The 25,051-nt window shown below is 61.6% G+C and carries 18 protein-coding genes; 7 read left to right on the top strand and 11 right to left on the bottom strand.

The annotated features are described in order from the left end of the window. Positions 1–5: 5 nt before the first annotated feature. Both mdoH and DXT88_RS07765 read right to left on the bottom strand, forming a co-directional pair. Entirely contained in the window at positions 6–2,597 is a 2,592-nt protein-coding gene (gene mdoH / locus DXT88_RS07770; protein WP_407649278.1) for a glucans biosynthesis glucosyltransferase MdoH, read from the bottom strand. Next, positions 2,570–4,162: a glucan biosynthesis protein G gene (locus DXT88_RS07765; RefSeq protein ID WP_265212439.1), complete on the bottom strand. Its 1,593-nt coding sequence runs from the start codon at positions 4,160–4,162 to the stop codon at positions 2,570–2,572. The genes mdoH and DXT88_RS07765 overlap by 28 nt, the downstream gene beginning before the upstream one ends. A 413-nt stretch (positions 4,163–4,575) precedes the next feature. On the opposite strand from DXT88_RS07765, the gene DXT88_RS07760 reads away from it, so the two are divergent. Beyond that, complete coding sequence (locus tag DXT88_RS07760) at positions 4,576–5,079, top strand: dihydrofolate reductase (RefSeq protein ID WP_265212438.1); 504 nt, start codon at positions 4,576–4,578, stop codon at positions 5,077–5,079. A 37-nt stretch (positions 5,080–5,116) separates the two neighbouring features. Here DXT88_RS07760 and DXT88_RS07755 read toward each other — a convergent pair whose 3' ends face one another. Further along, entirely contained in the window at positions 5,117–5,428 is a 312-nt protein-coding gene (locus DXT88_RS07755; RefSeq protein ID WP_265212437.1) for a hypothetical protein, read from the bottom strand. A gap of 19 nt (positions 5,429–5,447) precedes the next feature. Between DXT88_RS07755 and DXT88_RS07750 the strand changes: the two genes are divergently transcribed. After that, positions 5,448–7,712, top strand: coding sequence for an arginine/lysine/ornithine decarboxylase (locus tag DXT88_RS07750; protein WP_265212435.1), 2,265 nt, complete (start codon positions 5,448–5,450; stop codon positions 7,710–7,712). Positions 7,713–7,799: 87 nt separating this feature from the next. Here the strand turns inward: DXT88_RS07750 and DXT88_RS07745 are convergent, their stop codons facing one another. Both DXT88_RS07745 and DXT88_RS07740 read right to left on the bottom strand, forming a co-directional pair. Next, positions 7,800–8,324: a chromate transporter gene (locus DXT88_RS07745; RefSeq protein ID WP_265212433.1), complete on the bottom strand. Its 525-nt coding sequence runs from the start codon at positions 8,322–8,324 to the stop codon at positions 7,800–7,802. Then, on the bottom strand, positions 8,321–8,950 hold the full coding sequence (locus DXT88_RS07740; RefSeq protein ID WP_016833035.1) for a chromate transporter: 630 nt from the start codon (positions 8,948–8,950) through the stop codon (positions 8,321–8,323). The genes DXT88_RS07745 and DXT88_RS07740 overlap by 4 nt, the downstream gene beginning before the upstream one ends. A 121-nt stretch (positions 8,951–9,071) precedes the next feature. On the opposite strand from DXT88_RS07740, the gene DXT88_RS07735 reads away from it, so the two are divergent. Continuing rightward, on the top strand, positions 9,072–9,995 hold the full coding sequence (locus tag DXT88_RS07735; RefSeq protein WP_265212429.1) for a LysR family transcriptional regulator: 924 nt from the start codon (positions 9,072–9,074) through the stop codon (positions 9,993–9,995). Between the two features lie 80 nt (positions 9,996–10,075). On the opposite strand, the gene dcd is transcribed toward DXT88_RS07735, so the two are convergent. Both dcd and hrpA read right to left on the bottom strand, forming a co-directional pair. Beyond that, positions 10,076–10,642: a dCTP deaminase gene (gene dcd / locus DXT88_RS07730; RefSeq protein ID WP_016833037.1), complete on the bottom strand. Its 567-nt coding sequence runs from the start codon at positions 10,640–10,642 to the stop codon at positions 10,076–10,078. An 86-nt stretch (positions 10,643–10,728) separates the two neighbouring features. Beyond that, positions 10,729–14,877, bottom strand: a complete 4,149-nt coding sequence (hrpA, locus tag DXT88_RS07725) for an ATP-dependent RNA helicase HrpA (RefSeq protein ID WP_407649277.1) — start codon at positions 14,875–14,877, stop codon at positions 10,729–10,731. Positions 14,878–14,897: 20 nt separating this feature from the next. Here hrpA and argA point away from each other — a divergent pair, with 20 nt between their 5' ends. The 3 genes from argA to DXT88_RS07710 all read left to right on the top strand — a co-directional run bounded on the left by argA (position 14,898) and on the right by DXT88_RS07710 (position 19,611). Further along, entirely contained in the window at positions 14,898–16,226 is a 1,329-nt protein-coding gene (gene argA / locus DXT88_RS07720) for an amino-acid N-acetyltransferase (RefSeq protein WP_016833039.1), read from the top strand. A gap of 111 nt (positions 16,227–16,337) precedes the next feature. Further along, the gene (locus DXT88_RS07715; protein WP_116433740.1) at positions 16,338–16,613 is read left to right on the top strand and encodes an oxidative damage protection protein; all 276 of its coding nucleotides are present in this window, start codon (positions 16,338–16,340) and stop codon (positions 16,611–16,613) included. Positions 16,614–16,845: 232 nt separating this feature from the next. Further along, positions 16,846–19,611, top strand: a complete 2,766-nt coding sequence (locus DXT88_RS07710; RefSeq protein ID WP_265212422.1) for a M16 family metallopeptidase — start codon at positions 16,846–16,848, stop codon at positions 19,609–19,611. Between the two features lie 72 nt (positions 19,612–19,683). Here the strand turns inward: DXT88_RS07710 and rpiA are convergent, their stop codons facing one another. From rpiA to DXT88_RS07695, 3 genes are all read right to left on the bottom strand, one after another. Continuing rightward, positions 19,684–20,355 carry a ribose-5-phosphate isomerase RpiA gene (gene rpiA, locus DXT88_RS07705; RefSeq protein WP_265212420.1) on the bottom strand — a complete coding sequence of 224 codons (672 nt, stop codon included), beginning with the start codon at positions 20,353–20,355 and terminating at the stop codon, positions 19,684–19,686. 28 nt (positions 20,356–20,383) lie between these two features. Next, positions 20,384–22,147, bottom strand: a complete 1,764-nt coding sequence (locus DXT88_RS07700; protein ID WP_265212418.1) for a cation:proton antiporter — start codon at positions 22,145–22,147, stop codon at positions 20,384–20,386. Positions 22,148–22,635: 488 nt separating this feature from the next. Beyond that, positions 22,636–23,145, bottom strand: coding sequence for an Lrp/AsnC family transcriptional regulator (locus tag DXT88_RS07695; protein ID WP_016833047.1), 510 nt, complete (start codon positions 23,143–23,145; stop codon positions 22,636–22,638). Between the two features lie 271 nt (positions 23,146–23,416). On the opposite strand from DXT88_RS07695, the gene DXT88_RS07690 reads away from it, so the two are divergent. Further along, positions 23,417–24,559 carry a branched-chain amino acid ABC transporter substrate-binding protein gene (locus DXT88_RS07690; protein ID WP_029363170.1) on the top strand — a complete coding sequence of 381 codons (1,143 nt, stop codon included), beginning with the start codon at positions 23,417–23,419 and terminating at the stop codon, positions 24,557–24,559. 156 nt (positions 24,560–24,715) lie between these two features. Here DXT88_RS07690 and DXT88_RS07685 read toward each other — a convergent pair whose 3' ends face one another. After that, entirely contained in the window at positions 24,716–25,027 is a 312-nt protein-coding gene (locus tag DXT88_RS07685) for a c-type cytochrome (protein WP_016833049.1), read from the bottom strand. Between the last annotated feature and the right edge of the window lie 24 nt (positions 25,028–25,051).

Genomic DNA, 25,051 nt, shown 5'->3' with positions numbered 1-25,051 from the left:
CCTCCTCATGTCGGCGTCATCCAGGAAGAGTGTCGCGTCGGCTGGCTCCACACGCCGTAGTGCAAGGCCGACAGCAGACGCGGATCATCGAGCAAGGTGTGCTTCTGCTTTTCGGTCAGCACCGCAGGACCGCGGCGCAGCGCCTGCAACACCAGCGAATCGCCGGCGGCGCGGCTGAGGTCGGGCATGCGCGGATGGCCATGGGCGCCGGCGCAGACCAGCGCGTTGACGGCCGGGTCGACCACGGCGTCAACAAAACCGGGCAGCGGCGCGGTGGCGTTCAGGTGCGCCACGGTGTCGCGCAGCTCGCGCGGCGCATCGACTTCTTCCGGAATCACAAACAGTTGGAGACGACGGAACAGGCGACCGAACGAAACGCGGCTCGACAGCACCGACAGCGGCACCGAGAACATCAATGAGCCGGCGATCGGCATCAGCCACCAGATGAAGGATGGGTTGAGCCAGTACACCAGTGCGCCCCATGCCACACCCAACACCGAGTGCACGCCGTGGCGGCTCACTGCCTGGCCCCAACCGGTTTCATTGTCGGCGCGCGGCGGCGACTTCCAGCTCAGCGCCCAGCCGAGGAAAGCGCCCAGCACGAAGCGCGTGTGGAACAGCATGCGCACCGGCGCCAGCATCATCGAGAACAGCAATTCGATCAGCATGCTCAGCGTCACGCGCAAGGCGCCGCCATAACCCCTGGCGCCCTTGACGATGATCAGCAGCACGCTGAGGACCTTCGGCAGGAACAAAATCGTGGCGGTGGCCGAGACCAGCGCCAGGGCTTTTTCAGGATGCCATTCAGGCCAGATCGGGAACAACTGGCGCGGCTCGACGAAGTATTGCGGATCGATCAGCGTATGCGTGGCCAGCAACACCGTCGACAGCGCCAGGAACAGCGCCCACAACGGCGCCGACAAATACGCCATGACGCCGGTCACGAACACCGCGCGATGCACCACGTGCATGCCGCGCGCCAGGAACAGGCGGAAGTTCATCAGGTTGCCTTGGCACCAGCGCCGGTCGCGGCCGAGTTCATCGAGCAGCGCCGGCGGCATTTCTTCATAGCTGCCGTCAAGGTCGTAGGCGATCCACACCGACCAGCCGGCGCGCCGCATCAGCGAAGCTTCGACGAAGTCATGCGAAAGAATCGGACCGGACAAATTGCCGTCGCCCGGCAGCGGCGCCAGCGCGCAATGCTTCATGAACGGCGCCATGCGGATGATCGCGTTGTGGCCCCAGTAATGCGATTCGCCGAGTTGCCAGTAGTGCAGGCCGGCAGTGAACAAGGGCCCGTACACGCGCGTCGAGAATTGCTGGATGCGGGCGTACAGCGTGTCGCGTCCGGCCGCACGCGGCGCGGTCTGGATGATGCCGGCGCCGGGATGTGCTTCCATCAGGCGCACCAGCGTGGACAGGCATTGGCCGCTCATGACGCTGTCGGCGTCGAGCACCAGCATGTAGCGGTAGTCGGCGCCCCAGCGGCGGCAAAAGTCGTCGATGTTGCCGCTCTTGCGTTTGACGCGGCGGCGGCGATGGCGATAGAAGATGCGGCCGAAGCCATCGACTTCCTTGCACAACGCAGCCCAGGCCTGCATCTCTGCGGTGCAGATATCGGACTCGCCGCTGTCGCTGAGGACGAAGAAATCGAAACGGTCAAGGTCGCCGCTGCGTTGCACCGATTCATAGGTCGCGCGCAAACCGGCGAACACGCGCGCCACGTCTTCGTTACAGATCGGCATGACGATGGCGGTGCGGGCATCGGGGGCGATCCATTTCGGCCCGGCCTGCTCATGCGAAATCAAATACGGATCGTCGCCGCGCATGAGCACCAGGAAGCCGGTCATGGCGGTCCAGAATCCGGCCGAGACCCAGCAGAACAGCAAACCGAACAAACCGAGGATGACCATCTCGAGCGGCTTCTCGCCGTGGTACGGCAGCACGTCGCTCATGAAATACGTGGCCAGCGCGCTTTGCATCAGCATCAGGATCAGCAGCACCACGCGGCGCACGTTGCCGCTGTGCGTCCAGTAGCCGCGCGGATCGGGAGAATCGGGCAGGTCAAGCGTGTCTTCGACGAAGGCCTGTTCTTTCGGCGGCAGGCCCTTGCGGCGTGCGGCGCGCTGTTCGAAGGCGCGCGTGGCTTCTTCGACCCAGCGCGACAGCGGATTGAGCGTACCCCAGGGGCGCGGCACCATCGAGCGGCGATTCAGCGGCGGCGCCACCTTGATGGTGTCGCCGGGACTTGGAACAGGTCGTGGCGATTCAGCCGATCTTGCACGCGCAGCCGGCGCCATGGCGTCGGCCGCAGCGCGTGGATAAGCCAGTTCGAGACGCGCGGCAATCGAGTCCTGCGCGGGATTGTCATGCAGATTGTGCTGCTCCCCTGCTAGCATGCCGTGCAAATTGCGCATGGCGTCGCCGGCATCCTGCCCGCTCACATGGGCGAGCAACGCCCGGCGCTGTTCAGGCGCCAGCGTCAGGCGGTCGAGATAGCGCTCCAGCTGTTGCGACGCGAGTGAGGCCAGTGATGCGTTTGATGCGTTTGGTGCGTCGGAGGCTTGCCTCAATTGGGGGGTAATATGTAGCTCCACGTTTCGGACAGGGTTGCGCCGGCGCCGCTCTGGGCGGCGTTCCTCAGGAACCCGCGCAATTCGACCGGCTTGTTATCTTCATTGCGGCGCAACTTCAACTCCATGCGCCAGCCGCCAGTGACGTCGTTGCGTCGTGTTGTCACGCTCACGATCTTGCCGTTGCCGTCACTTTCCACTGTCCCCTCCACCCTGGCGTTGGCAGGCAGCTTCTTGAGCGTGCCGCCGTCGAAGTCGATCGACATGCCGATGCTGTCGTCGGACTTGGCGCGATAGCCGTGTCCGAGACGCGTCTGCGCCACCCAGGCCAGCGGCGGCTTTTTCTCGCTTTCCCTCTGCCAGTACATCTTGTACTCGACGTTGAACGGCTGGCCCGGCTTGGGCATGGCGTTCGGCATCCAATAGGCGACGATGTTGTCGTTGGTCTCGTCCGGCGTCGGGATCTGCACCAGTTCGACGCGACCCGCGCCCCACTTGCCCTTGGGTTCGATCCAGGTGCTCGGGCGCGCTTCGTAATGGTAATCCAGGTCTTCATAGCTGGAGAACTGGCGATCGCGCTGCATCAAGCCGAAGCCGAGCGGATTGTCGAGGCTGAACGCGGTCACCAGCAGGCGCTTGGGATTGACCAGCGGACGCCAGATCCATTCGCCGGTGCCGGACTGGATCGACAGGCCGTCGGAGTCATGCACCTCGGGACGGAAATCGTCGCTCGGTCCGTTCTGGTTTTCGCCGAAGAAGAACATGCTGGTCAGCGGCGCGATGCCAAGCTTGGTGACATTGGAGCGCAGATACAGCTGCGCCTTGACGTCGATGGTGGTGTCGACGCCTGGACGCAGCACGAAGCGATAAGCGCCGGTGGCGCGCGGCGAATCCAGCAGCGCGTAGATGGTCAGTTCCTTGTCGCCCGGATTCGGGCGGGCCAGCCAGAACTCGGTGAAGCGCGGGAACTCCTCGCCCGAATACAGCGCCGTGTCGAGCGCCAGGCCGCGCGCCGAAATGCCGTAGCCCTGGCCCTTGCCCATGGCGCGGAAATAGCTGGCGCCGAGGAAGGTCAGGACGTCGTCTTTTTCCTTGGCGGAATTGACCGGATAGCGGATGCGGAAACCGGCGAAACCGATGTTGCGCACGCGGCGCGGATCGATGCGGGTATGGCTGTAATCGAACAACGCCGAATTGAAGACGATCTCGCGCACGCCGCCGCCAATGATTTCATTGATGCGCACCGGCTCGACGTAACCGCCGCCCTGATGCACAAATGACAACTCAAAGGGCAGTTTTTCCGGACGCCAATAGGCGCGATCTTGCTTGAAGTGCAACTGATTGGCCTGCTCGTAGCTGAGATCCTTGATCTCCTTGGGCAGTTTGTCGGCCGGCTTCTTGTACGACTTGCCGGCCAGCGCCTTGGCGCGCACGGCAACGTCGTTGAAGTCGAACGCTGCCGCGTTGTTTCCATACAAGGCCAGCAGCGCGGTCAGCGCAGCCGGCACGAGCAGTTGCCCCAGAAGACGAGACGGGTGCAGCTTGGCGGCAGCTTTCAAGGCGCCCCGCCGATACAAAGATAAGACCATTGGATTTCCGTCTGACATGCAGTTTTTCTTATCCGATAACGCTCTTCCGCGTTTCGAAAGTTGGCGTAGTTTACCCAATGTTGCCCAAGTTGACCGAACACTTCGTCGGAACACGGGCAAGACCGTGAAAGATTGCTGCGTTGGCCGGGCTGCTGCGCCTGCGGGCTGCCTGCAATGGCGTCGCAGACTACGCCACAACGTTGCCGCGCAGAACCACCAAAGAACCATCGCTGACTCACCACGGACAGGCTGGCCAGGTTCTTGCGGACGTTACCGGGGATACCTCTATAAGGACAACTCCGACCCATAAAGTTCCATCGCGGGCGAACTGTCCTGTAATATGACGCGCTCACCGGCGGCGCAAAGGGACACAAGGCGCGCCGGACTTCCGGCAATCCTACACAAGTATCGGCATGTCACCTACACCTTCCGCCTCCGGCGCACTGTGCGTCATCGTCGCCACCGACAGCCAGAACGGCATCGGCATCAACAACACCCTGCCCTGGCATCTGCCGGAAGACCTCGCCCACTTCAAGCGCACCACCTCGGGCCATCCCATCATCATGGGACGCAAGACTTTCGACTCGATCGGACGGCCTTTGCCGAATCGCCGTAATATCGTCATCACGCGCAACCGCGACTGGTCCCACGCCGGCGTCGAAACAGTGTCATCCTTGCAAGAAGCCGCGGCGCTGGTGGCCGGCGTCGACGCCTTCATCATCGGCGGCGCCCAGATCTACGCCGAATCGCTGCCGCTGGCGACGCGTCTGATCGTCACTGAAATCAGCAAAGCCTTCGACTGCGACGCCTTCTTCCCGGCCATCGACCGCGAGCTGTGGCGCGAGACCGCGCGTGAAACCCATCGCGCCGAAACGCAGGGATTTGACTACGCATTTGTGACATACGAAAGACGCTGAAAGGCCCGCAGGCCTTTTTGTTGTTTTTCCCTGATTTTCAACAAAAACGCGCGGATTTTTCGCCCCATCGTTTGGCGATATCTGCGAAAATTCGGCTTCTTTTTAAAACCTGCCTCCGCTGCAGCGTCGCCGCGATCCGGAACGCCAGCACGAGCAACAGGTCCACGAAGGTTCTGCCAGGCAGGGAGCGCACCAGATCCGGAACATTCCGATCCAGCCTTTCAACTTGCAGCGACATTGTTTTGACCGGTTTGCCCATATCAAAAAGCAACCGTCCGAGCGCGTAAGCTTTTCGCCCAGGCGCAGTCGAAGTTTTAACTGAACTGAACGCATGACCCTGATCCCGCATGCGTTCTCCTGGAGAACCTATGAAATTCCGTTTCCCCATCGTCATCATCGACGAAGATTTCCGCTCTGAAAACACTTCCGGCCTCGGCATCCGCGCCCTCGCCGACGCCATCAAGGAAGAAGGCATGGAAGTGCTGGGCGTAACCAGCTACGGCGACCTGTCGCAGTTTGCCCAGCAGCAATCACGTGCGTCCGCCTTCATCCTGTCGATCGACGATGAAGAATTCGGCGCCGGCTCGTCCGAAGAAACCGACTTTGCGCTGAAATCCCTGCGCGCCTTCGTCGGTGAAATCCGCCACAAGAACGCCGACATCCCGATTTACCTGTACGGCGAAACCCGCACCTCGCGCGACATCCCCAACGACATCCTGCGCGAACTGCACGGCTTCATCCACATGTTCGAAGACACGCCGGAGTTCGTGGCGCGCCACATCATCCGCGAAGCCAAGTCCTACCTCGACGGCCTGGCGCCGCCGTTCTTCCGCGCGCTGGTGCACTACGCGCAGGACGGTTCGTATTCATGGCATTGCCCCGGCCACTCGGGCGGGGTGGCATTCCTGAAGTCGCCGATCGGCCAGATGTTCCATCAATTCTTCGGCGAGAACATGCTGCGCGCCGACGTCTGCAACGCCGTCGAAGAACTCGGCCAGCTGCTCGACCACACCGGTCCGGTGGCCGATTCGGAACGCAATGCGGCGCGCATCTTCAACGCCGACCACTGCTACTTCGTCACCAACGGCACCTCGACCTCCAACAAGATGGTGTGGCACTCGACAGTGGCGCCGGGCGACATCGTCGTGGTCGACCGCAACTGCCACAAGTCGATCCTGCACTCGATCATCATGACCGGCGCGATTCCGGTGTTCCTGATGCCGACCCGCAATCACCTCGGCATCATCGGACCGATCCCGCTGGAAGAGTTCACGATGGAAAGCATCCGTCGCAAGATCGAAGCCAATCCGTTCGCCCGCGAAGCCGTCAACAAGAAGCCGCGCATCCTGACCATCACGCAATCGACCTACGACGGCGTGGTGTACAACGTCGAGACGCTGAAGGAAATGCTGGACGGTGAAATCGACACGCTGCACTTCGACGAAGCCTGGCTGCCGCACGCGACCTTCCATGATTTCTACAAGGACATGCACGCGATCGGCAAGGACCGTCCGCGCGCCAAGAAGTCGATGATCTTCTCCACCCAGTCGACCCACAAACTGCTGGCCGGCCTGTCGCAGGCATCGCAAATCCTGGTGCGCGAATCGGAAACCGTGCAGCTCGATCAGGACGCCTTCAACGAAGCCTTCCTGATGCACACCTCGACCTCGCCGCAATACTCGATCATCGCGTCGTGCGACGTCGCCGCGGCGATGATGGAAGCGCCGGGCGGCACTGCGCTGGTGGAAGAAAGCATCCTCGAAGCGCTGGACTTCCGCCGCGCCATGAAGAAGATCGACCAGGAATTCGGCCAGGACTGGTGGTTCCAGGTGTGGGGACCGAACAGCTTCTCCGCCGACGGCATCGGCGAGCGCGAAGACTGGGTCATCAAGGCGGAAGACGACTGGCATGGTTTCGGCAACCTGGCGCCGGGCTTCAACATGCTCGACCCGATCAAGGCGACCATCGTCACGCCTGGCCTGTCGCTGGACGGCAAGTTCGGCGAGAACGGCATCCCGGCCTCGATCGTCACCAAGTATCTGGCGGAGCACGGCGTTATCGTCGAGAAGTGCGGCCTGTATTCCTTCTTCATCATGTTCACCATCGGCATCACCAAGGGTCGCTGGAACACGCTGGTGACGGCGCTGCAGCAGTTCAAGGACGACTACGACAAGAACCAGCCGATCTGGCGCATCCTGCCCGAGTTCGCCGCCGCGAACCAGGGCCGCAACGCGCGCTACGAGCGCCTGGGCCTGCGCGACCTGTGCCAGCAGATCCATGAAACCTATCGCGCCTACGACGTCGCGCGCCTGACAACGGAGATGTACTTGTCCGACATGCAACCGGCGATGAAGCCGTCCGATGCGTTCTCGAAGATGGCCCATCGCGAGATCGACCGCGTGCCGCTGGACGAGCTCGAAGGCCGTATTACCTCGATCCTGCTGACGCCTTACCCACCGGGTATCCCGCTACTGATCCCAGGTGAAATCTTCAACAAGACCATCGTCGACTATCTGAAGTTTGCGCGCGATTTCAACGAGAAATTCCCGGGCTTCGAAACCGACGTGCATGGCCTGGTCAAGCGTGAAGTGAACGGCCGCCGCGATTACTTTGTGGATTGCGTGCGCCAGTAAGCGGCAACGCCGGACGTAAGTAAAAAGCCGATCCGGGAAACCGGATCGGCTTTTTTATTGCCGGGATATGCCTGAAACAACCACCAGCTATCGCAGGAAAATCATTCCCGCCATGGCGCCCCCGAACAGCAGCCACAAAGGATGCAGCTTGGTCTTGAGCGCAATGATGGCTGTCGCCGCCGTGATCGCCGCGAGGATGCCGTTGCTGATCGAGGCATGCGCAATCAGTGCGGCGCTGGCGGCCACCAGGCCGGCGGTCACCGGCAGCAAGCCGGATTGCACGTGACGCCGCCACGGCCGGTCCTTGAAACGCTCCCATACGTGCAGCATCAGGATGGTCACCAATGACGACGGGCCGAACTTGGCGATGGTCGTGACCAGCATGCCGTAGAAGCCGGCCACGTGCCAGCCGATCAGCGTCACGATCATCAGGTTGGGCCCGGGCGCGGCCTGGCCGAGTGCGAACAGCGCGCTGAAATCTTCCGCCGTCATCCAGTGGTGCACGTCCACCACCTGGCGCTGCATCTCCGGCAGGATGGTGTTGCCTCCGCCGAAGGCCAGCACCGACAATTCCGAAAAAATCAGTCCGAGCGCGATCAGGGTCTGGATCATGATGCGGCTCCCTTCCTGGCCTCGTCTTTCGCGGCAGTCTTCCCGGCGAACCTGGCGGTGATCGCCACGCTCACCGGGGTCATCACCAGCATGGTCCACAGCAGGGGAATGCGCAGCCAGGCGATGGCGATGAAGCAGATCGTCGCCAGTCCGGCCAGCACCAGGTTCTTGCGCAGCGGCAGCGCGATCTTGACCGCCATCTGGATCAGCAAGCCGGACGCGGCCGCGGCCAGCCCGGCGAACAGGTGCTTGATCAAGGGATCGTGCTGGTAGTGCTGGTAAAGAATTCCCAGCATCACCACGACGATCGAAGGCACCGCAATCAGGCCGAGAATTGCCGCCAGCGCGCCTTTGACGCCGCGAAAGCGCATGCCCAGCGCCACCGACAGGTTGATGATGTTGCCGCCCGGCAGGAACTGGCACAGCCCGAGCAGTTCGACGAATTCGTCTTCGCTGAGCCAGCGATGGCGCTCGACCACCATGCGGTGCGCCAGCGGCAGCGCGCCGCCGAAGGCTGTCATGCCGAGCCCGAGGAAGCCGAGGAACAACTCGCGCGAGGTCGGCACGACACGGATTTCCGGCATGACCGGCGGAGTGGATGAAAGCGGATTGTTGTCGTTGAGCATGCTGTTGGCCTTCTGTTCTGCCTTCTGTTCTGCGCGGCCGTTGCGACCACAGACAGAAGGCTACTCTTGCGTCGTTATTTTGTCTAATATATGGCAAGCACATCAACCATATATAAATCATATGTCAGCCATCGACCTGCGCCTGCTGCGCTATTTCATCGCCGTCGCCGAAGAAGGCCACCTGACCAAGGCCGCGCAACGCATCGGCATCCAGCAACCGCCGCTGAGCCAGCAAATCCGCGCGCTCGAAAAGGAGCTTGGCGTGACGCTGTTCAACCGCCTGCCGCGCGGTATGGAACTGACCGAAAGCGGCCAGGCGCTGCTGACGGATGCGCGCCAGATCCTGGCGCAAGTCGACTCCACCGTGGCCGGCGTGCGACGCATCGCGCGCGGCGAGCTCGGTCGCATCGCCGTGGGTTTCACCGAATCCGCCTCGTTGCATCCGTTCGTGCCGACCGTGATCCGTGCGTTCCGCGACGCCGTGCCGGACGTTGCATTGACGGTGGAGGAAAGCAGCACCACCGACCTGGTGGCGCTGATGAGCCAGAATCGCATCGACGTCGCCTTCATCCGCTCGCCAGTGGGCGACGTCAGCGATATCACGATCGAAACCATGATGGTGGAAGAAATGATCGTCGCCCTGCCCGCGGCCCATCCGCTGGTGCGCAACAAGCGCCGCAAGAGCGTGGCGCTGGCGGCGCTGGCCGAAGAAGTGTTCATACTCAACCGGCGTCCCAGCGGCCCCGGCCTGTACGACACCATCATCGCCGCCTGCCGCGCCGCCGGTTTCAGCCCGCGCGTCGAACAGGAAGCGCGCAAGAACCTGTCGACGCTGAGTCTGGTAGCGGCAGGCTTGGGCATCTCCATCATCCCGGCCTCAATGCGCCATGTCGAACTGGAGTCGGTCAGCTATCTCGGCATCGATGACGCGCCCGACTTGAAAGCGCCGCTGCATCTGGCGTATCGCGACAGCGGACAATCAGGGGCGGTAAAGCGGTTTATTGCAGAGGCGAGGAAATGCGCGAAGGCAGCCGGGAAGCGCTGACAGTCCACCAATGAAAAACAGCCGCATGTTCAGGAAACATGCGGCTGTTTTTTGAGAGCGATACAAGAAAGCGATGCAGTTCAGGTCTTCGGCAAAGTCACCCCATGCTGCCCCTGATACTTGCCGCCGCGATCCTTGTACGACGTCTCGCAGATCTCGTCGCTTTCGAAGAACAGCACCTGTGCGCAGCCTTCGCCGGCGTATATCTTGGCCGGCAGCGGCGTGGTGTTGGAGAACTCCAGCGTGACGTAGCCTTCCCATTCCGGCTCGAACGGCGTGACGTTGACGATGATGCCGCAGCGCGCGTAGGTTGACTTGCCGAGGCAGATCGTCAGCACGCTGCGCGGGATGCGGAAGTATTCGACCGTGCGCGCCAGCGCGAACGAGTTCGGCGGGATGATGCAGACGTCGCCATGGAAATCGACGAAGGATTTTTCATCGAAATTCTTGGGATCGACGATGGTCGAGTTGATGTTGGTGAAAATCTTGAATTCGTTGGCGCAGCGAATGTCGTAGCCGTAGGACGAGGTGCCGTAGGAGACGATCTTCTGGCCGTTGGCCTCGCGCACCTGACCGGGCTCGAACGGTTCGATCATGCCTTCGCTTTCCGCCATGCGACGGATCCATTTGTCGGATTTGATTGCCATTGTCTTTTTGAAAATAGATTGCGGTAAAAGTGCTGCAATTCTACGCTAATCGCAGCATCGTTCTTCAAATACTCCATGCCGGGCCATCAACGCTGCATGGTCTCCCACACCTTCTGCAGCCGCTTGACCGACACCGGCATGGGCGTCTTCAACTCCTGCGCGAAGAGCGACACGCGCAGCTCTTCCAGCAGCCAGCGGAATTCCTGCATCTTTGGGTCGCCGGCGCCGCGGTCTTTTTGCGCGCGCTGCCACGGCGCGGCGACCTGGGTCCATTCGGACAGCAGGCGCGCATCGCGGGTCGGATCGGCGCGCAGCTTTTCAAGGCGCACGTTGATCGCCTTGAGGTAGCGCGGGAAATGCATCAGGTTGTTGTAGTCGCTGTCGGCGATGAAGCGCTTGCCGACCAGGTTCTGCAACTGCGACTGGATGTCGGCCGAGGCCTGCGCATGCGCCTTGATGGTTTGCAGTTTCTTCGGCAGCGTGTAGTACTCGGCCAGCACCAGTCCTGCCAGGCGTGCGATTTCATTGACCAGCAGGCCGAAGCGCGCCTTGCCCTCTTCCTTGCGGCGGTTGAACTCGTCGGCGTTCTTCGGCAGCGGCTCCTGCATGAAGGCGCGCTCCAGGCCTGCGGACAGGATCTGGTCGCGCAACTCTTCCTGCGATCCCAGCGCCATGAACTGCATGCCCATCTGCTGCAGGCCGGGGATGTTCTTTTCCTGATACTTGAGCTGTTCTTTCAGTTGCAGCGCAAACAGGCGGCGCAGGCCGGCAAAATGCTGGCGCGCGGCGTCGGCGGGATCGTCGAAGACTTCGAGATCGCAATGGGTCTTCTTGTCGACCAGCGCAGGGAAGCCGATCAGCGTCTGTGACTTGCCCGAATTTGGCCCGACTGCGCCACGCTGGATTTCCAGCAGCTCGGGCAGCTCGCCGAAGGTCCAGTTGGTGAGGTTGCCATATTCGGAAACCGACGCCGCGCTCGCGCCTGAAGGGGTAGCCGCCGCAGCTTTTCCGGCTGCCGGTTTGGCGCTGGTTGCAGCCAAAGTTGCAGCCGCCGGCGTCGCAATCCCGGTAATCGCCGTCTGCTCGGCCAGTTTCTGGAACTGCTCGCGCGCCTGTCCGCCGAATTCGGCTTGCAGGCTGCCGAGGTTGCGCCCCATCTCCAGCTGGCGGCCGTGCTCGTCGACGATCTTGAAATTCATCGCGTGATGCGCCGGCAAGGTCTCCTGCTTGAAGTCCGTGCTCTTGACCATGATGGTGATCTGCTCGCGGATGTCGGCGATCAGCGCATCGATCAGGTCGCCCTTGCCGAACAGGTGACGCTCCTCCATGCGCGCGCAGAAACCGGCGGCGTAATCGGGCAGCGGCACGCAATGGCGGCGCAGCTTTTGCGGCAGCGACTTGAGCAGCAGGTGCACCTTTTCCTTGAGCATGCCGGGCACCAGCCATTCGCAGCGCGCGGCGGATACCTGGTTCAGCGCGTACAGCGGCACCGTCAGCGTGACGCCGTCGCGCGGCGTGCCGGGTTCAAAGTGATACGACAGCGCCATCGACAAACCCGCCACCGTCATGGTCTTGGGGAACAGCTCGGTGGTCACGCCTGCGGCTTCGTGACGCATGAGGTCGTCACGGTTCAGGAACAGCAATTTGGGGTCGGCGTTGGCAGCGGTGGCGTCCTTGTGCCACTTCTCGAAAGTAATGCCGTTGCAGATGTCGGCCGGAATCAGCTTGTCGTAGAAGGCGGCGATCAGTTCGTCGTCGACCAGCACGTCGAGGCGGCGCGATTTGTGTTCGAGGTTTTCGATCTCGCGCACCAGCTTCTGGTTGTGCGCGAAGAACGGTGCGCGCGTGTCGAAGTCGCCGCCGACCAGCGCGTCGCGGATGAAGATTTCGCGCGCTTCCTGCGGGTTGATCAGGCCGAAGTTGATGCGGCGTTGGCTGTACACCACCAGACCGTACAAGGTGGCGCGTTCGGATGCGGTGACTTGCGCGCTGCGCTTTTCCCAGCGCGGTTCGCCCCAGGATTTCTTGAGCAGATGGCCGCCGATGCGCTCCAGCCATTCCGGCTGGATCTGCGCGATGCAACGCGCGTACAGGCGCGAGGTGTCGACCAGCTCTGCGGCGACGATCCACTTGCCTGCTTTTTTCTGCAAGCTGGAACCGGGCCAGATGTGGAACTTGATGCCGCGCGCGCCAAGGTAATGCGGATCTTCATCCGACTTGAAGCCGACGTTGCCGAGCAAGCCGGTCAGCAAGGCGGTGTGCAATTGCTCGTAGGTCGCCGGCGCTTCGTTCATGCGCCAGCCCTGCTCGCGCACGATGGTCAGCAGTTGCGAATGGACGTCGCGCCACTCGCGCAGGCGCAACTGCGAGAGGAAATTGGCGCGGCAATGGTCTTGCAGCTGGCGATTGGATTTCTTGTGCTCGACGGCTTCTTCGAACCACTTCCAGATCCGCAGGTAACTCTGGAATTCAGATTTCTCGTCGGCGAATTTCTTGTGCGCCTGGTCGGCGGCGGCCTGCGCTTCCATCGGACGGTCGCGCGGATCCTGCACCGACAACGCCGAGGCGATGACCAGCAATTCGGAGAGGCAGGCATTCTCGCGGCCGGCCAGGATCATGCGGCCCACGCGCGGATCGAGCGGCAACTTCGCAAGTTGATTACCCAGCGGCGTCAGCTGGTTGAACTCATCGACTGCGCCGAGCTCCTGCAGCAACTGATAACCATCGGCGATGGCGCGGCCCAGCGGCGGCTCGATGAAGGGGAAGGTTTCTACATCGGCGAGATGCAGCGACTTCATGCGCAGGATGACCGAGGCCAGCGACGAGCGCAGGATTTCCGGCTCGGTGAATTTCGGTCGCTGCAAATAATCCTGCTCGTCGTACAGGCGGATGCACACGCCCGCGGCAACGCGGCCGCAGCGGCCGGCGCGCTGGTTGGCGGCAGATTGCGCGACCGCCTCGATCTGCAGTTGCTCGACCTTGTTGCGGTAACTGTAACGCTTCACGCGCGCCAGGCCGGCATCGACCACGTAGCGGATGCCGGGGACGGTCAGCGAAGTTTCGGCGACGTTGGTGGCCAGCACGATGCGGCGCGCGTTGCTTGATTTGAAGACGCGTTCCTGTTCTTGCGCCGACAGGCGCGCAAACAGCGGCAGGATTTCGACGTGCGGCGGATGGTGCTTGCGCAGCGCCTCGGCGGCGTCGCGGATTTCGCGTTCGCCGGGCAAAAACACCAGCACGTCGCCGGAGCCGATGCGCGCCAGTTCATCGACGGCATCAACCACGGCATCCATCAGGTCGCGCTGGTCGCGGTCCTTCTGCGCTTGCGTCGCTCGACCTTCGGCTCTGGCGCGGGCATTGGCCACTTCCGGCGCAAGATTGCTGCGGTCGGCATTGTCGACCGGGCGATAACGGATCTCGACCGGATACAGCCGGCCCGAGACTTCGATCACCGGCGCCGGCTTGAGCTCGCCGTTGACTTCCGTGCCGAAGTGGCGCGAGAAACGATCGGCGTCGATGGTCGCCGAGGTGATGATGACCTTGAGGTCGGGACGCTTCGGCAGCAGCTGCTTCAGGTAGCCGAGCAGGAAGTCGATGTTGAGGCTGCGTTCGTGGGCCTCGTCGATGATGATGGTGTCGTACTGGCGCAGCAGCGGATCGGTCTGCGTCTCCGCCAGCAGAATGCCGTCGGTCATCAGCTTGACCCAGGCGCCCTTGCTCAGCGTGTCGTTGAAGCGCACCTTGAAACCGACGTGTTCGCCCGGCGGCGTGCCGAGTTCCTGCGCGATGCGCTTGGCGGTCGACGACGCGGCGATGCGGCGCGGCTGGGTGTGGCCGATCAGGCCCTTTTCGCCACGACCGAGTTGCAGGCAGATCTTGGGCAGCTGGGTGGTCTTGCCGGAACCGGTCTCGCCGCTGACGATGATGACCTGGTTGGCTTGCAGCGCCTCGGCGATTTCCTGGCGGCGGCCGGAAACCGGCAGCTCTTCGGGGAAGGTGATCTCGGGCAGCGGGTTGCGCACCTGGACACGCGACGGTACGGCAACACGCGGCGACTGCTGGGCAGACTTGTTTTTTGGCTGGGGAGCTTGGGGAGAATTGGGGGCGGACATAACGGCTGGCATTATACCTACTCCCTGCGCTTGGCCTGCCCGGCGGACCCAAAACGGCTCTTTTCGCGCGGGTGAAACAGCCCTGCAACATTGCGGTGCAAAAAACCGCCCTGCGCCAAACATCTGCGGTACGACTGGTTATAATGCGCAACATGGAAAATGACACCGATTTCGCCAGCTTCGTGGCCTGGCTGCGCTCCGTAGCGCCTTACGTCCACGCCTTCCGCGGCAAGACCTTCGTGATCGCCTTCCCGGGCGAGCTGGTCACGGCCGGCGGGCTGGCCGTGCTGGCCCAGGATCTGTCGCTGTTGCATGCGCTGGGCATCCGTATTGTCGTGGTGCACGGCTCGCGACCGCAGGTCGAAGAGCAACTGGCGCTGCGCAACGTCGAGGCGCGTTTCCACAACGGCCTGCGCATCACCGACCCGGCCGCGCTGGAATGCGCCAAGGAAGCCGCCGGCGAGTTGCGCCTGGACATCGAAGCGGCATTCAGCCAGGGCTTGCCCAACACGCCGATGGCGCACGCCGCGATCCGCGTCATTTCCGGCAATTTCGTCACGGCGCGCCCGATGGGCGTGATCGACGGCGCCGACCTGCAGCTGACCGGCATCGTGCGTAAAGTCGCGGCCGACACCATCCATCCCATCCTCAATGCCGGCGGCATCGTGCTGCTGTCGCCGCTGGGCTTTTCGCCGACCGGCGAGGCCTTCAACCTGGCGATGGAAGACGTGGCGGTCACCGCCGCCATCGCGCTGCGCGCCGAGAAACTGATTTTCCTGACCGAAACACCGCTGATGCACGACGCCGGCGGCACTGACATCCGCGAACTGTCGTCGCACCAGGCAGAGGCCGTGCTGCAGGCCAACTTCCTGCCGCCCGACGCTGCCTTCTACCTGAAGAGCGCGGTCAAGGCCTGTAATGCGGGCGTCTCGCGCGCCCACATCGTGCCGTTCTCCACCGATGGTTCGGTGCTGCTGGAGCTGTTCACGCATGACGGCATCGGCACCATGATCACGTACGAGAACCTGGAAAGCCTGCGCGAAGCCACCATCGAAGACGTCGGCGGCATCATCAAGCTGATCGAACCGCTGGAAGCCGACGGCACGCTGGTCAAGCGCGGCCGCGAGCTGATCGAGCGCGAGATCCATTACTTCTCGGTGATCGAGCATGACAACGTGATCTTCGGCTGTGCCGCGCTTTATCCTTTCCCGAAGGAAAGAATGGGCGAAATGGCCTGCCTGACCGTCAACCCGGAAGTCCAGGCGCAGGGCGACGGCGAACGTATCCTCAAGCACATCGAGACGCGCGCGCGCGAGTCGGGCCTGAACAAGCTGTTCGTGCTGACCACGCGCACTTCGCACTGGTTCCTGCGGCGCGGCTTCGTGCCGGCCACCGTGGACGACCTGCCAAAGGATCGCCAGCACATGTACAACTGGCAACGCAAGTCACTGGTGCTGATCAAGAATCTATAATGTAGAAATCAGGACGTGAGATTGCATCGCCATGCGCTCAACCGCTGACTCCCAAAGCCGGTCTCATGTCTTCCCTGAATACGTCATCAATGTTTTAACCAAGGAATCAACATGGCACGCACCATCCACTGCATCAAACTGAACAAGGAAGCCGAAGGCCTCGACTTCCCGCCGTACCCGGGCGAACTGGGCAAGCGCATTTACGAAAGCGTATCGAAGGAAGCCTGGGCCGGCTGGCTCAAGCACCAGACCATGCTGGTCAATGAAAACCGCCTGATGCTGGCCGATGCGCGCGCGCGCAAATACCTGGCCGTGCAAATGGAAAAGCATTTCTTCGGCGAAGGCGCCGACGCAGCGCAAGGCTACGTCCCGCCACCGGGCGACTGAGCTGCACGCTGAACCGTGCTTCCGCGGTTCAGGCGCATTGCGCCGCCTGGACCGCATCTCTTTTGCTGCCCTTCAGCCCCGCTTCCTGCCTCGCTTCCTGCCTCGTTCCTCCTGTTTCTTCCCTGCTTCGGATTTTTCCATGCCTGGCCGGTCGCATGCCGGTCACGACGCCTTTGCCCTGCCTTCCGTAGAATAGCCGTCACGCCTCCCCTTCGATCACCATCAGGAAAACATGTCCCTGCTCCGCCCTGCTTCACTGGCCCGCTGCCTGCTCCCCTTGTTCCTGACCGTCGGCGGCGCCCATGCGCTGGCCCAGACGCCGCCGGTGTTGCCCTTGCCCGCCGGCGTCAGCCAGGGCCCGTCTGCCGAAGGCATCACCGAATACCGCTTCAGCAACGGCTTCAAGCTGCTGCTGATGCCTGACGCCAGCAAGCCAACCGCGACCGTCAACATGACTTACATGGTCGGCTCGCGCCAGGAGAACTACGGCGAAACCGGCATGGCGCATTTGCTGGAACACCTGATGTTCAAAGGCACGCCGCAGCACGGCGCGATCCCGCAAGAGTTCAGCAAGCGCGGCATGAGCTTCAACGGCTCCACCTCGCTGGACCGCACCAACTATTACGAATTCTTCCCGGCCGGCGATGAGAACCTGCAATGGGCCATCGTCATGGAAGCTGACCGCATGCTCAATTCCTTCATCGCACAGAAGGATCTCGACAGCGAAATGACGGTGGTGCGCAACGAATTCGAAAGCGGCGAAAACTCGCCGGGCTCGGTGATGGTCAAACGCATGCAAAGCATCGCCTTCGACTGGCACAACTACGGCAACTCGACCATCGGCAACCGCAGCGACATCGAGCACGTGAAGATCGAGAACCTGCAGGCCTTCTACCGCACTTACTACCAACCCGACAATGCAGTGCTGCTGGTGGCGGGGAAATTCGATCCGGCCAAGGTGCTGGCCTGGGTCGATCGCAGCTTCGGCAAGATGCCGAAACCGGCGCGCGCGCTGCCGACGTTCTGGACGGTTGAACCGACCCAGGACGGCGAGCGCCAGTTCACCATTCGCCGTAGCGGCGACGTGCAACTTGTCTATGTCGGCTACAAGATCCCCTCCGGCATCCACATCGATTCCGATGCTGTCGGCGTAGCCGCCGACATCCTGGCCGACACACCCAACGGCCGCCTGCACAAGCTGCTGGTGGAAACCGGCAAGGCCAGCGCGATCATGCAATTCCAGTTAAGCGGTTATGCGCCGGGACTGCAGATCATCGGCGCAGTCGTCAAGAAAGGCGAGCCGCTGGAGCCGGTCCGCAAAGCGCTGACCGACGCCATCGAATCGTTCGCGACCACGCCGCCCACCGATGCCGAGATGGCGCGCGTGCGCGTGTCCAATGCCAACGGTTATGAACGTCTGCTGAGCGACCACCAGCGCATCGGCATCTCGCTGTCGAACGTGCTGGCGCTGGGCGACTGGCGCCTGCTGTTCGCCGGACGCGATCAGGTCGACGCGATGAGCGCAGAGCAAGTCGCCGGCGCCGCCGCGAAATACTTCCGCCGCGACAACCGCACGGTGGGACTGTTCATTCCTGAAGACCAGCCGCAACGCAGCGAGATTCCGGTTGCGCCAAGCCTGGAAAGCGCACTGCAATCGTACCGTCCGCGCGCCGCGATCGCCACCGGCGAAGCCTTCGATACCTCGCCCGCCAATCTTGATCTGCGCACCACGCAATTGCGCGTGGGCGGCCTCAAGCTGGCGTTGCTGCCGAAGAAAACGCGCGGCCAGACCGTATCGGTGCGCATCAAGCTGGATTGGGGCGATGAAAAAACCTTGTTCGGCAAGAAGACCATCGCGGCCATGACCGACGAGATGCTGTCGCGCGGCAGCATGTCCATGACGCGCGAACAACTGGCGGATGAATTTGCGCGCCTCAAGATCGCCGGCGGCGTGTACAACTTCCAGACCACGCGCGGCAATCTCGATGCGGCGCTGAAGCTGATGGCCGACGTCCTGCAGCATCCGCGTTTCGAACCGGCCGAGTTCGAGCAATTGCGCAAGCAGTTGCTGGTCAGCCTGGAATCCTCGCGCAACGATCCGACCGAGCGCGCCTCTGAAGCCTTGTCGCTGCACTTCGACCACTATCCCCCCGGCGACTGGCGCGCAGCGCGCACGCTGGATCAGCGCATCGCGGCGGTGCAGGCGCTGACGCTGGACGACGTCAAGAATTTCCATCGCGATTTCTTCGGCGCCTCCACCGGTGAAGTCGCCATCGTCGGCGACTTCGATCCAGATACAGCCGCACGCGTGATCCAGCAAACCCTGGCCGGCTGGAAGAGCGCCGCGCCGTATCAACGCATGCTGCAGGACTACGCCGAGGTGGCGCCGACGCGCCAGTTCATCAACACGCCCGACAAGGAAAACGGCACCTACCTCGCCAAGCTCGGCCTGGATATCCGTGACGAAGACGTCGACTATCCTGCCCTGGTGGTCGCCAATTACCTGATCGGCGGCGCCAGCATGAAGTCGCGCCTGGCCGACCGCGTGCGCCAGCGTGAAGGACTGTCGTACAGCATCGGCACGTCCTTGTCGGTCGGCGCGCTCAGCAATGCCGGCCAGTTCGGCATCGGCGCCATCGCCGCGCCGCAAAACCTGGACAAGGTCGACGCCGCCATCCGCGAAGAATTGCAGCGCCTGATCACGGAAGGCTTCACATCGGAAGAACTGGACCGCGCCAAATCCGGCATCCGCCAGCAACGCGAACAATCGCGCGCGCAGGACGACACCATCAGCAACGGCTGGGTCAACCTGCTCGATCTCGATCGCACCTACGCCTGGGCGGCGCAACTGGACGACCGCATCGCCGCGCTGACGCTGGACCAGCTCAACGACACGCTGCGCAAGAGGATCGTGCCGGCGAAGATGAGCGTCGCGATTGCGCGGGATGAGGAGAAGGCGGGGAAGGCGGAGAAGGCGGAGAAGGCGAAACAGCCTTGAACACGTCATTGCCCCAATGAAAAAGCCGCCTCATCGGGCGGCTTTTTCATTCGTGCTCACATCACAAGCAGATCAGAACTCCAGTTTCTTCACCCCATCCGGCGTACCCAGCAAGCAAACGTTGGCACCTTGACGCGCGAACAAACCCACCGTCACGACGCCGACGATGTTGTTGATCGCCGCTTCAATCTCGGCCGGCTCCGTGATGCTCAGCCCGACCACATCGAGGATGTAGCAGCCGTTGTCGGTCACCAGCGGCTTGCCGTCCTTCAAGCGCAGCTTCGCCTCGCAACCGAGCGCGGACAACTTGCGCGCCGCCACGCTGGTCGCCATCGGAATCACTTCCACCGGCAGCGGGAACTTGCCGAGCACGTCAACCAGCTTGGAACCGTCGGCGATGCAGACGAATTTCTGCGCCACCGAGGCCACGATCTTTTCGCGCGTCAATGCCGCACCACCGCCCTTGATCATCGCACCCTGGGCATTGATCTCGTCGGCGCCGTCGATGTAGACCGGCATGGTTTCGACGTCGTTGAGGTCGAACACCTTGATGCCGTGGCCGCGCAGGCGCTCGGCGGTGGCTTCCGATGACGCCACGGCGCCCTTGATGCGGTCCTTGATCCTGGCCAGCTCATCGATGAAGAAGTTGGCGGTGGAGCCGGTGCCGACGCCGATGATTTCGCCGTCGACCACGTAGTCGATGGCGGCGCGGGCTACCGCTTGTTTGAGTTCGTCTTGAGTCATGACTATGGAAATGATTGGTTAAAACAACTTAGTGGGAATCTTCCGGCTTCTCGTCCAGCGTCTCGAACAGCGCGATCTGCAGGCGCGAGTGCAGCTTGACCAGCTTGTTCCATAACAACCACAGCAGCCCGGCCGCGCCCAGCAGCACGAAGGCCAGCAGGTTGAGCGGCGGCAATATGCTGGCGCTCAGGACAAAGATCAGCAACATGATACCGAGAATCGACATCACCGGTATCACTTCGGAAATCACGCGCCGCACGCCGGAGGTGTAGGCGCCGGCGAATTCCGGCTTAACCCCGACTTCGGCCAGCAGCATGGCCAGCGCCTGCAGCTTGCGGTAGGTGGCGATCAGGAACGGCAGCGATAATACCAGAGCGCCGCCCCAGATCACGGCCTTGCGCACCTGCTCATCGCCTATCCAGGTCGACAGCCGGCCGCCGATGCCGTCCACGAAGAAGGCGCCGCACAGGAAGATCGCCACCACCAGTGCGATGTTGACCAGCACCTGCACCAGGATGCGCCGGATGATCTTGCTGATCTCCGCCTTCTCGCCTTGCGGTTGCAGGCTTTCCAGCCAGCTTGCATACATGCCGAAGATGCCGGAAATCTTTTTCGGCACCAGTTCGACCGCCTTGGCCGACAGCGGATCGGCGGCCTTGATCAGGTAAGGCGTGAGCAGCGCGGTCACGGCCGACACCGCCACCACGATCGGGTACAGGAAATCGCTGGTGACCTTGAGGCTGACGCCGAGTGCGGCGATGATGAAGGAGAACTCGCCGATCTGCGCCAGTCCCATGCCCACGCGCATCGGCGTGCGGCCGCCGTGGCCGGCCAGGAAGGTGCCGATGCCGCAGCTGAACAGTTTGCCGAATACCACCGCGAAGGTGATGACCGTGATCGGCAACCAGTATTTGGCCAGCACGTTCGGGTCGAACAGCAAGCCGATGGCGACGAAGAAGATGGCGCTGAACATGTCGCGGATCGATTCGATGATGCGTTCGATACGGTGGATCTGGCGCGATTCGGCCATCACCGCGCCGACCAGGAAGGCGCCCAGCGCGACGCTGTACTCAAGCTTCATGACCAGCAGGCAGAAGCCGAACAGGATCCCCAGCACCGTCACCAGCAGCATCTCGTTGCTCTTGAAACGGGCGACGTAGTTGAGCAGGCGCGGCACGATCAGGATGCCGACCACCAGCGACACCACCATGAACAGCAGCAGCTTGCCGACCGTGTTGACGACTTCGCCGGAATCGACCGAACCGCTGGTGGCGATGCCCGACAGCAGCGCGATCATGCCGATGGCGAGGATGTCTTCGACGATCAGGATGCCGAAGATGATCTGGGCGAACTTCTCGTTCTTCATGCCCAGTTCATTAAGCGCCTTGACGATGATGGTGGTCGACGACACCGCCAGCATGGCGCCGAGGAAGACCGCGTCCATGGCCTTCCAGCCGAAGTAGATGCCGATCTCGTAGCCGATCCAGATCATCAGCATGATCTCGGCGACGGCCGCGACCACGGCGGTGGCGCCGACCTTGGCCAGCTTCTTGAGGCTGAATTCCAGACCCAGCGAAAACAGCAGGAAGATCACGCCCAGCTCGGACAGGATGTGAACGGTCTTGTCGTCCTGGATCAGGTTGAACGGCGGCGTGTGCGGGCCGATGATGACGCCGGCCACGATGTAGCCCAGCACCACCGGCTGCTTGAAACGGTTGAACACGACGGTGACGACGCCGGCGATCAACATGATCACGGCAAGGTCCTGGATAAACAGTTCAACAGCATGCATGCGTACGATTTCCCTTCTGGTCTGCCGCCGGGCGGCAAGGTTGATGATGTGTGACTGGCAATGAACACTGTCGCATGTGCACGCTTGCCAGGCGTTTTCGGATTGGACGCGCCATGTTCGCCGTCTGCGCGGCAATACTTCAATGCGTCGATACGTGAAATGGATGGGCGCCGTGACCGGGCCAGCGCAGGCTGAATCTCGATCGGGTTCGCTTGTATGGTTCGCTGGTCGCAGCGGATTCGGCTTAGTCAGACTACCTGCAGCCGATATGGGTACGACGATTGGATTTGGTGCATCGGACAAAGTTGCTGCACCGTATCGTCGCTGGCAGGCGCAAAGTTAGCACAGACGAGGAGCGCTCTGCAAATTTTATCGAGATGCGAACAGTCAACATCGGCGCGGGCCAGCGCATCTCCCGTCGGCTTGACGTCCGCGAAAAAACGCCGCAGGCACAGAAAGTGCTAAGAAGTTGGCTTTGCTGCTGCGCCCTACTCCGGCACACGCACCTGAATTTCGGCAGCTTTTTCGTCAAACGCGATCCGTGTGGCGAACTTGGCTCGCTTCATCGGGAAACGCGACTGGAAGTGACGGACATTTCCGGAGCCGGAAATGACGCGGCGCACGAACTGATAGTACGCATCCATATCGATCACATGCACCGCCAGAAAATAGTCATATTCGCCCGACACGAAGTAGCACTGCATCACTTCGGCCTCCTTGGCCATGCGCTGCTCGAACTCCTGCATATGCTCGTCGGACTGGTTGTTGAGCGAAATCTCAAGGAAAGCCAGCATGCCGTAGCCCAGCGCAAACGGGTCCACCATCGCCACTTCAGCGTTGATGATGCCGGCTTCGCGCAGCTCGCGGATGCGCCGCAGGCAGGTCGGTTGCGATATATGCAATTTCTCCGCCAGGATACGAGTCGGAATCTGATTGTCCTTTTGCAGCAGGTTCAGGAGCTTGCGATCGACCTTGTCGAGCGTATGGTATTTGGGCATAAAAACGAAAGTTCAATTTTTTTCAATTCGGCACTCAAAAAACCTTTGCAAGCCGTTTCTTATGTTGTACCGTCTGCATTATTCGGAAACCGACGTTGAATAGTACAGGGTGTTTTGTATCTGCGAAACGTCTCTGAATAAGCAAAAAAGAGGCTGTTGCAAAATCAGGAACATCGGCCGCTTCGGAGGAAGACAACGAAGGATGCGAGCCGGAAGAGATTTTCAGCAGTCCTGAGCAAGCGTAGTTTATTTCAATCTACAGAGGGAATTTATGAAACTCAAGAGCACAATTATTCCATTGACCGGCGCCATCGCACTGGCTTTTGCCGGCGCAGCTTATTCACAGGAAGTCATCAAGATCGCTCACGTCGGTCCACTCTCCGGCCCGAACGCCCACATGGGCAAGGACAATGAAAACGGCGCCCGCATGGCGATTGACGAACTGAACGCCAAGGGTTTCATGATCGGCGGCAAGAAAGTCAAATTCGAACTGATCGGTGAAGACGACGCATCGGATCCGAAGCAAGCGACTGCCGTCGCCACCAAGCTGGTCGACCAGAAGGTCGCCGCAGTTATCGGTCACTTGAATTCCGGCACCACCATCCCGGCATCGAAGATCTACAACGACGCAGGCATCCCGCAAGTGTCGCCATCGGCCACCAATCCGAAGTACACGCAACAAGGCTTCAAGACCGCCTTCCGCGTGGTCGCCAACGATGCACAACTGGGCGCCGTGCTGGGTAAATACGCCGTCACCGCACTGAAGACCAAGAACGTCGCCGTCATCGACGACCGCACCGCATACGGCCAGGGCGTTGCTGAAGAATTCGCCAAGGGTGCACAAGGCGCGGGCGCGACCATCGTCGGCAAGCAATTCACCAACGACAAGGCAACCGACTTCAACGCGATCCTGACTTCGATCAAGGCCAAGAAGCCTGAAGTCGTGTTCTTCGGCGGCATGGATGCTGTCGGCGGCCCGATGCTGCGTCAGATGAAGCAACTGGGCATCACTGCCAAGTTCATGGGCGGCGACGGTATCTGTACCGGTTCCCTGCCAGGTCTGGCAGGCGATGGCTTGATCGACGACCAGGTCGTCTGCGCTGAAGCAGGCGGTGTGGACGAGTCCGGCAAGAAGGGCATGGACGACTTCCGCGCAGCCTACAAGAAGAAGTTCGGCATCGACGTGGTCTATAACGCTGCATACGCTTACGATGCAACGCTGACTGTCGCCGACGCAATGAAGAAGGCAAATTCGGCTGATCCGGCCAAGTACCTGCCTGAACTGGCAAAGATCAGCCACAAGGGCGTGACAGGCACTATCGCCTTCGACGCCAAGGGCGACATCAAGAACGGTTCGCTGACTCTGTACACATACAAGAAGGGTGAACGCACCCTGCTGGCTGTGGTCAAGTAAGCTTCCGCTTCTGCAGCTTTTGCATGAGAACGCGCCTGATGAAAGTCAGGCGCGTTTTTTATTGTCGATACGATTTACGGAAGGTGCGACAGGGGGAATGCTGCAGGAAATAAAAAAGCGCCCTTGCGGACGCTTTCGATGCGGCATGCGTAGTGCTTACTTCAGCGTCAGCACCCATTTCACCAGCGTGCGCGCTTCGGCTTCCGACACTTGCGCGTTGGCCGGCATCGGGATCGCGCCCCACACGCCGGAACCGCCCTTCAACACTTTTTGCGTCAGCTTGTCTTCGGCATCCTTCTGACCGGCGTACTTCTTTGCCACGTCCTTGAACGCCGGACCGACGATCTTGGTCTGGATCGAATGGCAGGCCATGCAGTTCTTTGCCTTGGCCAGATCTGCATTGGCAGAAGCCTGGGCGGAGACGCCGAAAGCCAGCACAGCTGATGCGATGAATAGAAGCTTTTTCATTATTACCCTCCAAGAAGTTCTGCG

It is taken from the genome of Herbaspirillum lusitanum (assembly GCF_026127345.1).
GTDB lineage: Bacteria > Pseudomonadota > Gammaproteobacteria > Burkholderiales > Burkholderiaceae_D > Herbaspirillum > Herbaspirillum lusitanum.
Note: the sequence above shows the minus strand (reverse complement) of the source record. Positions and strands in the feature narration are given on the sequence as shown.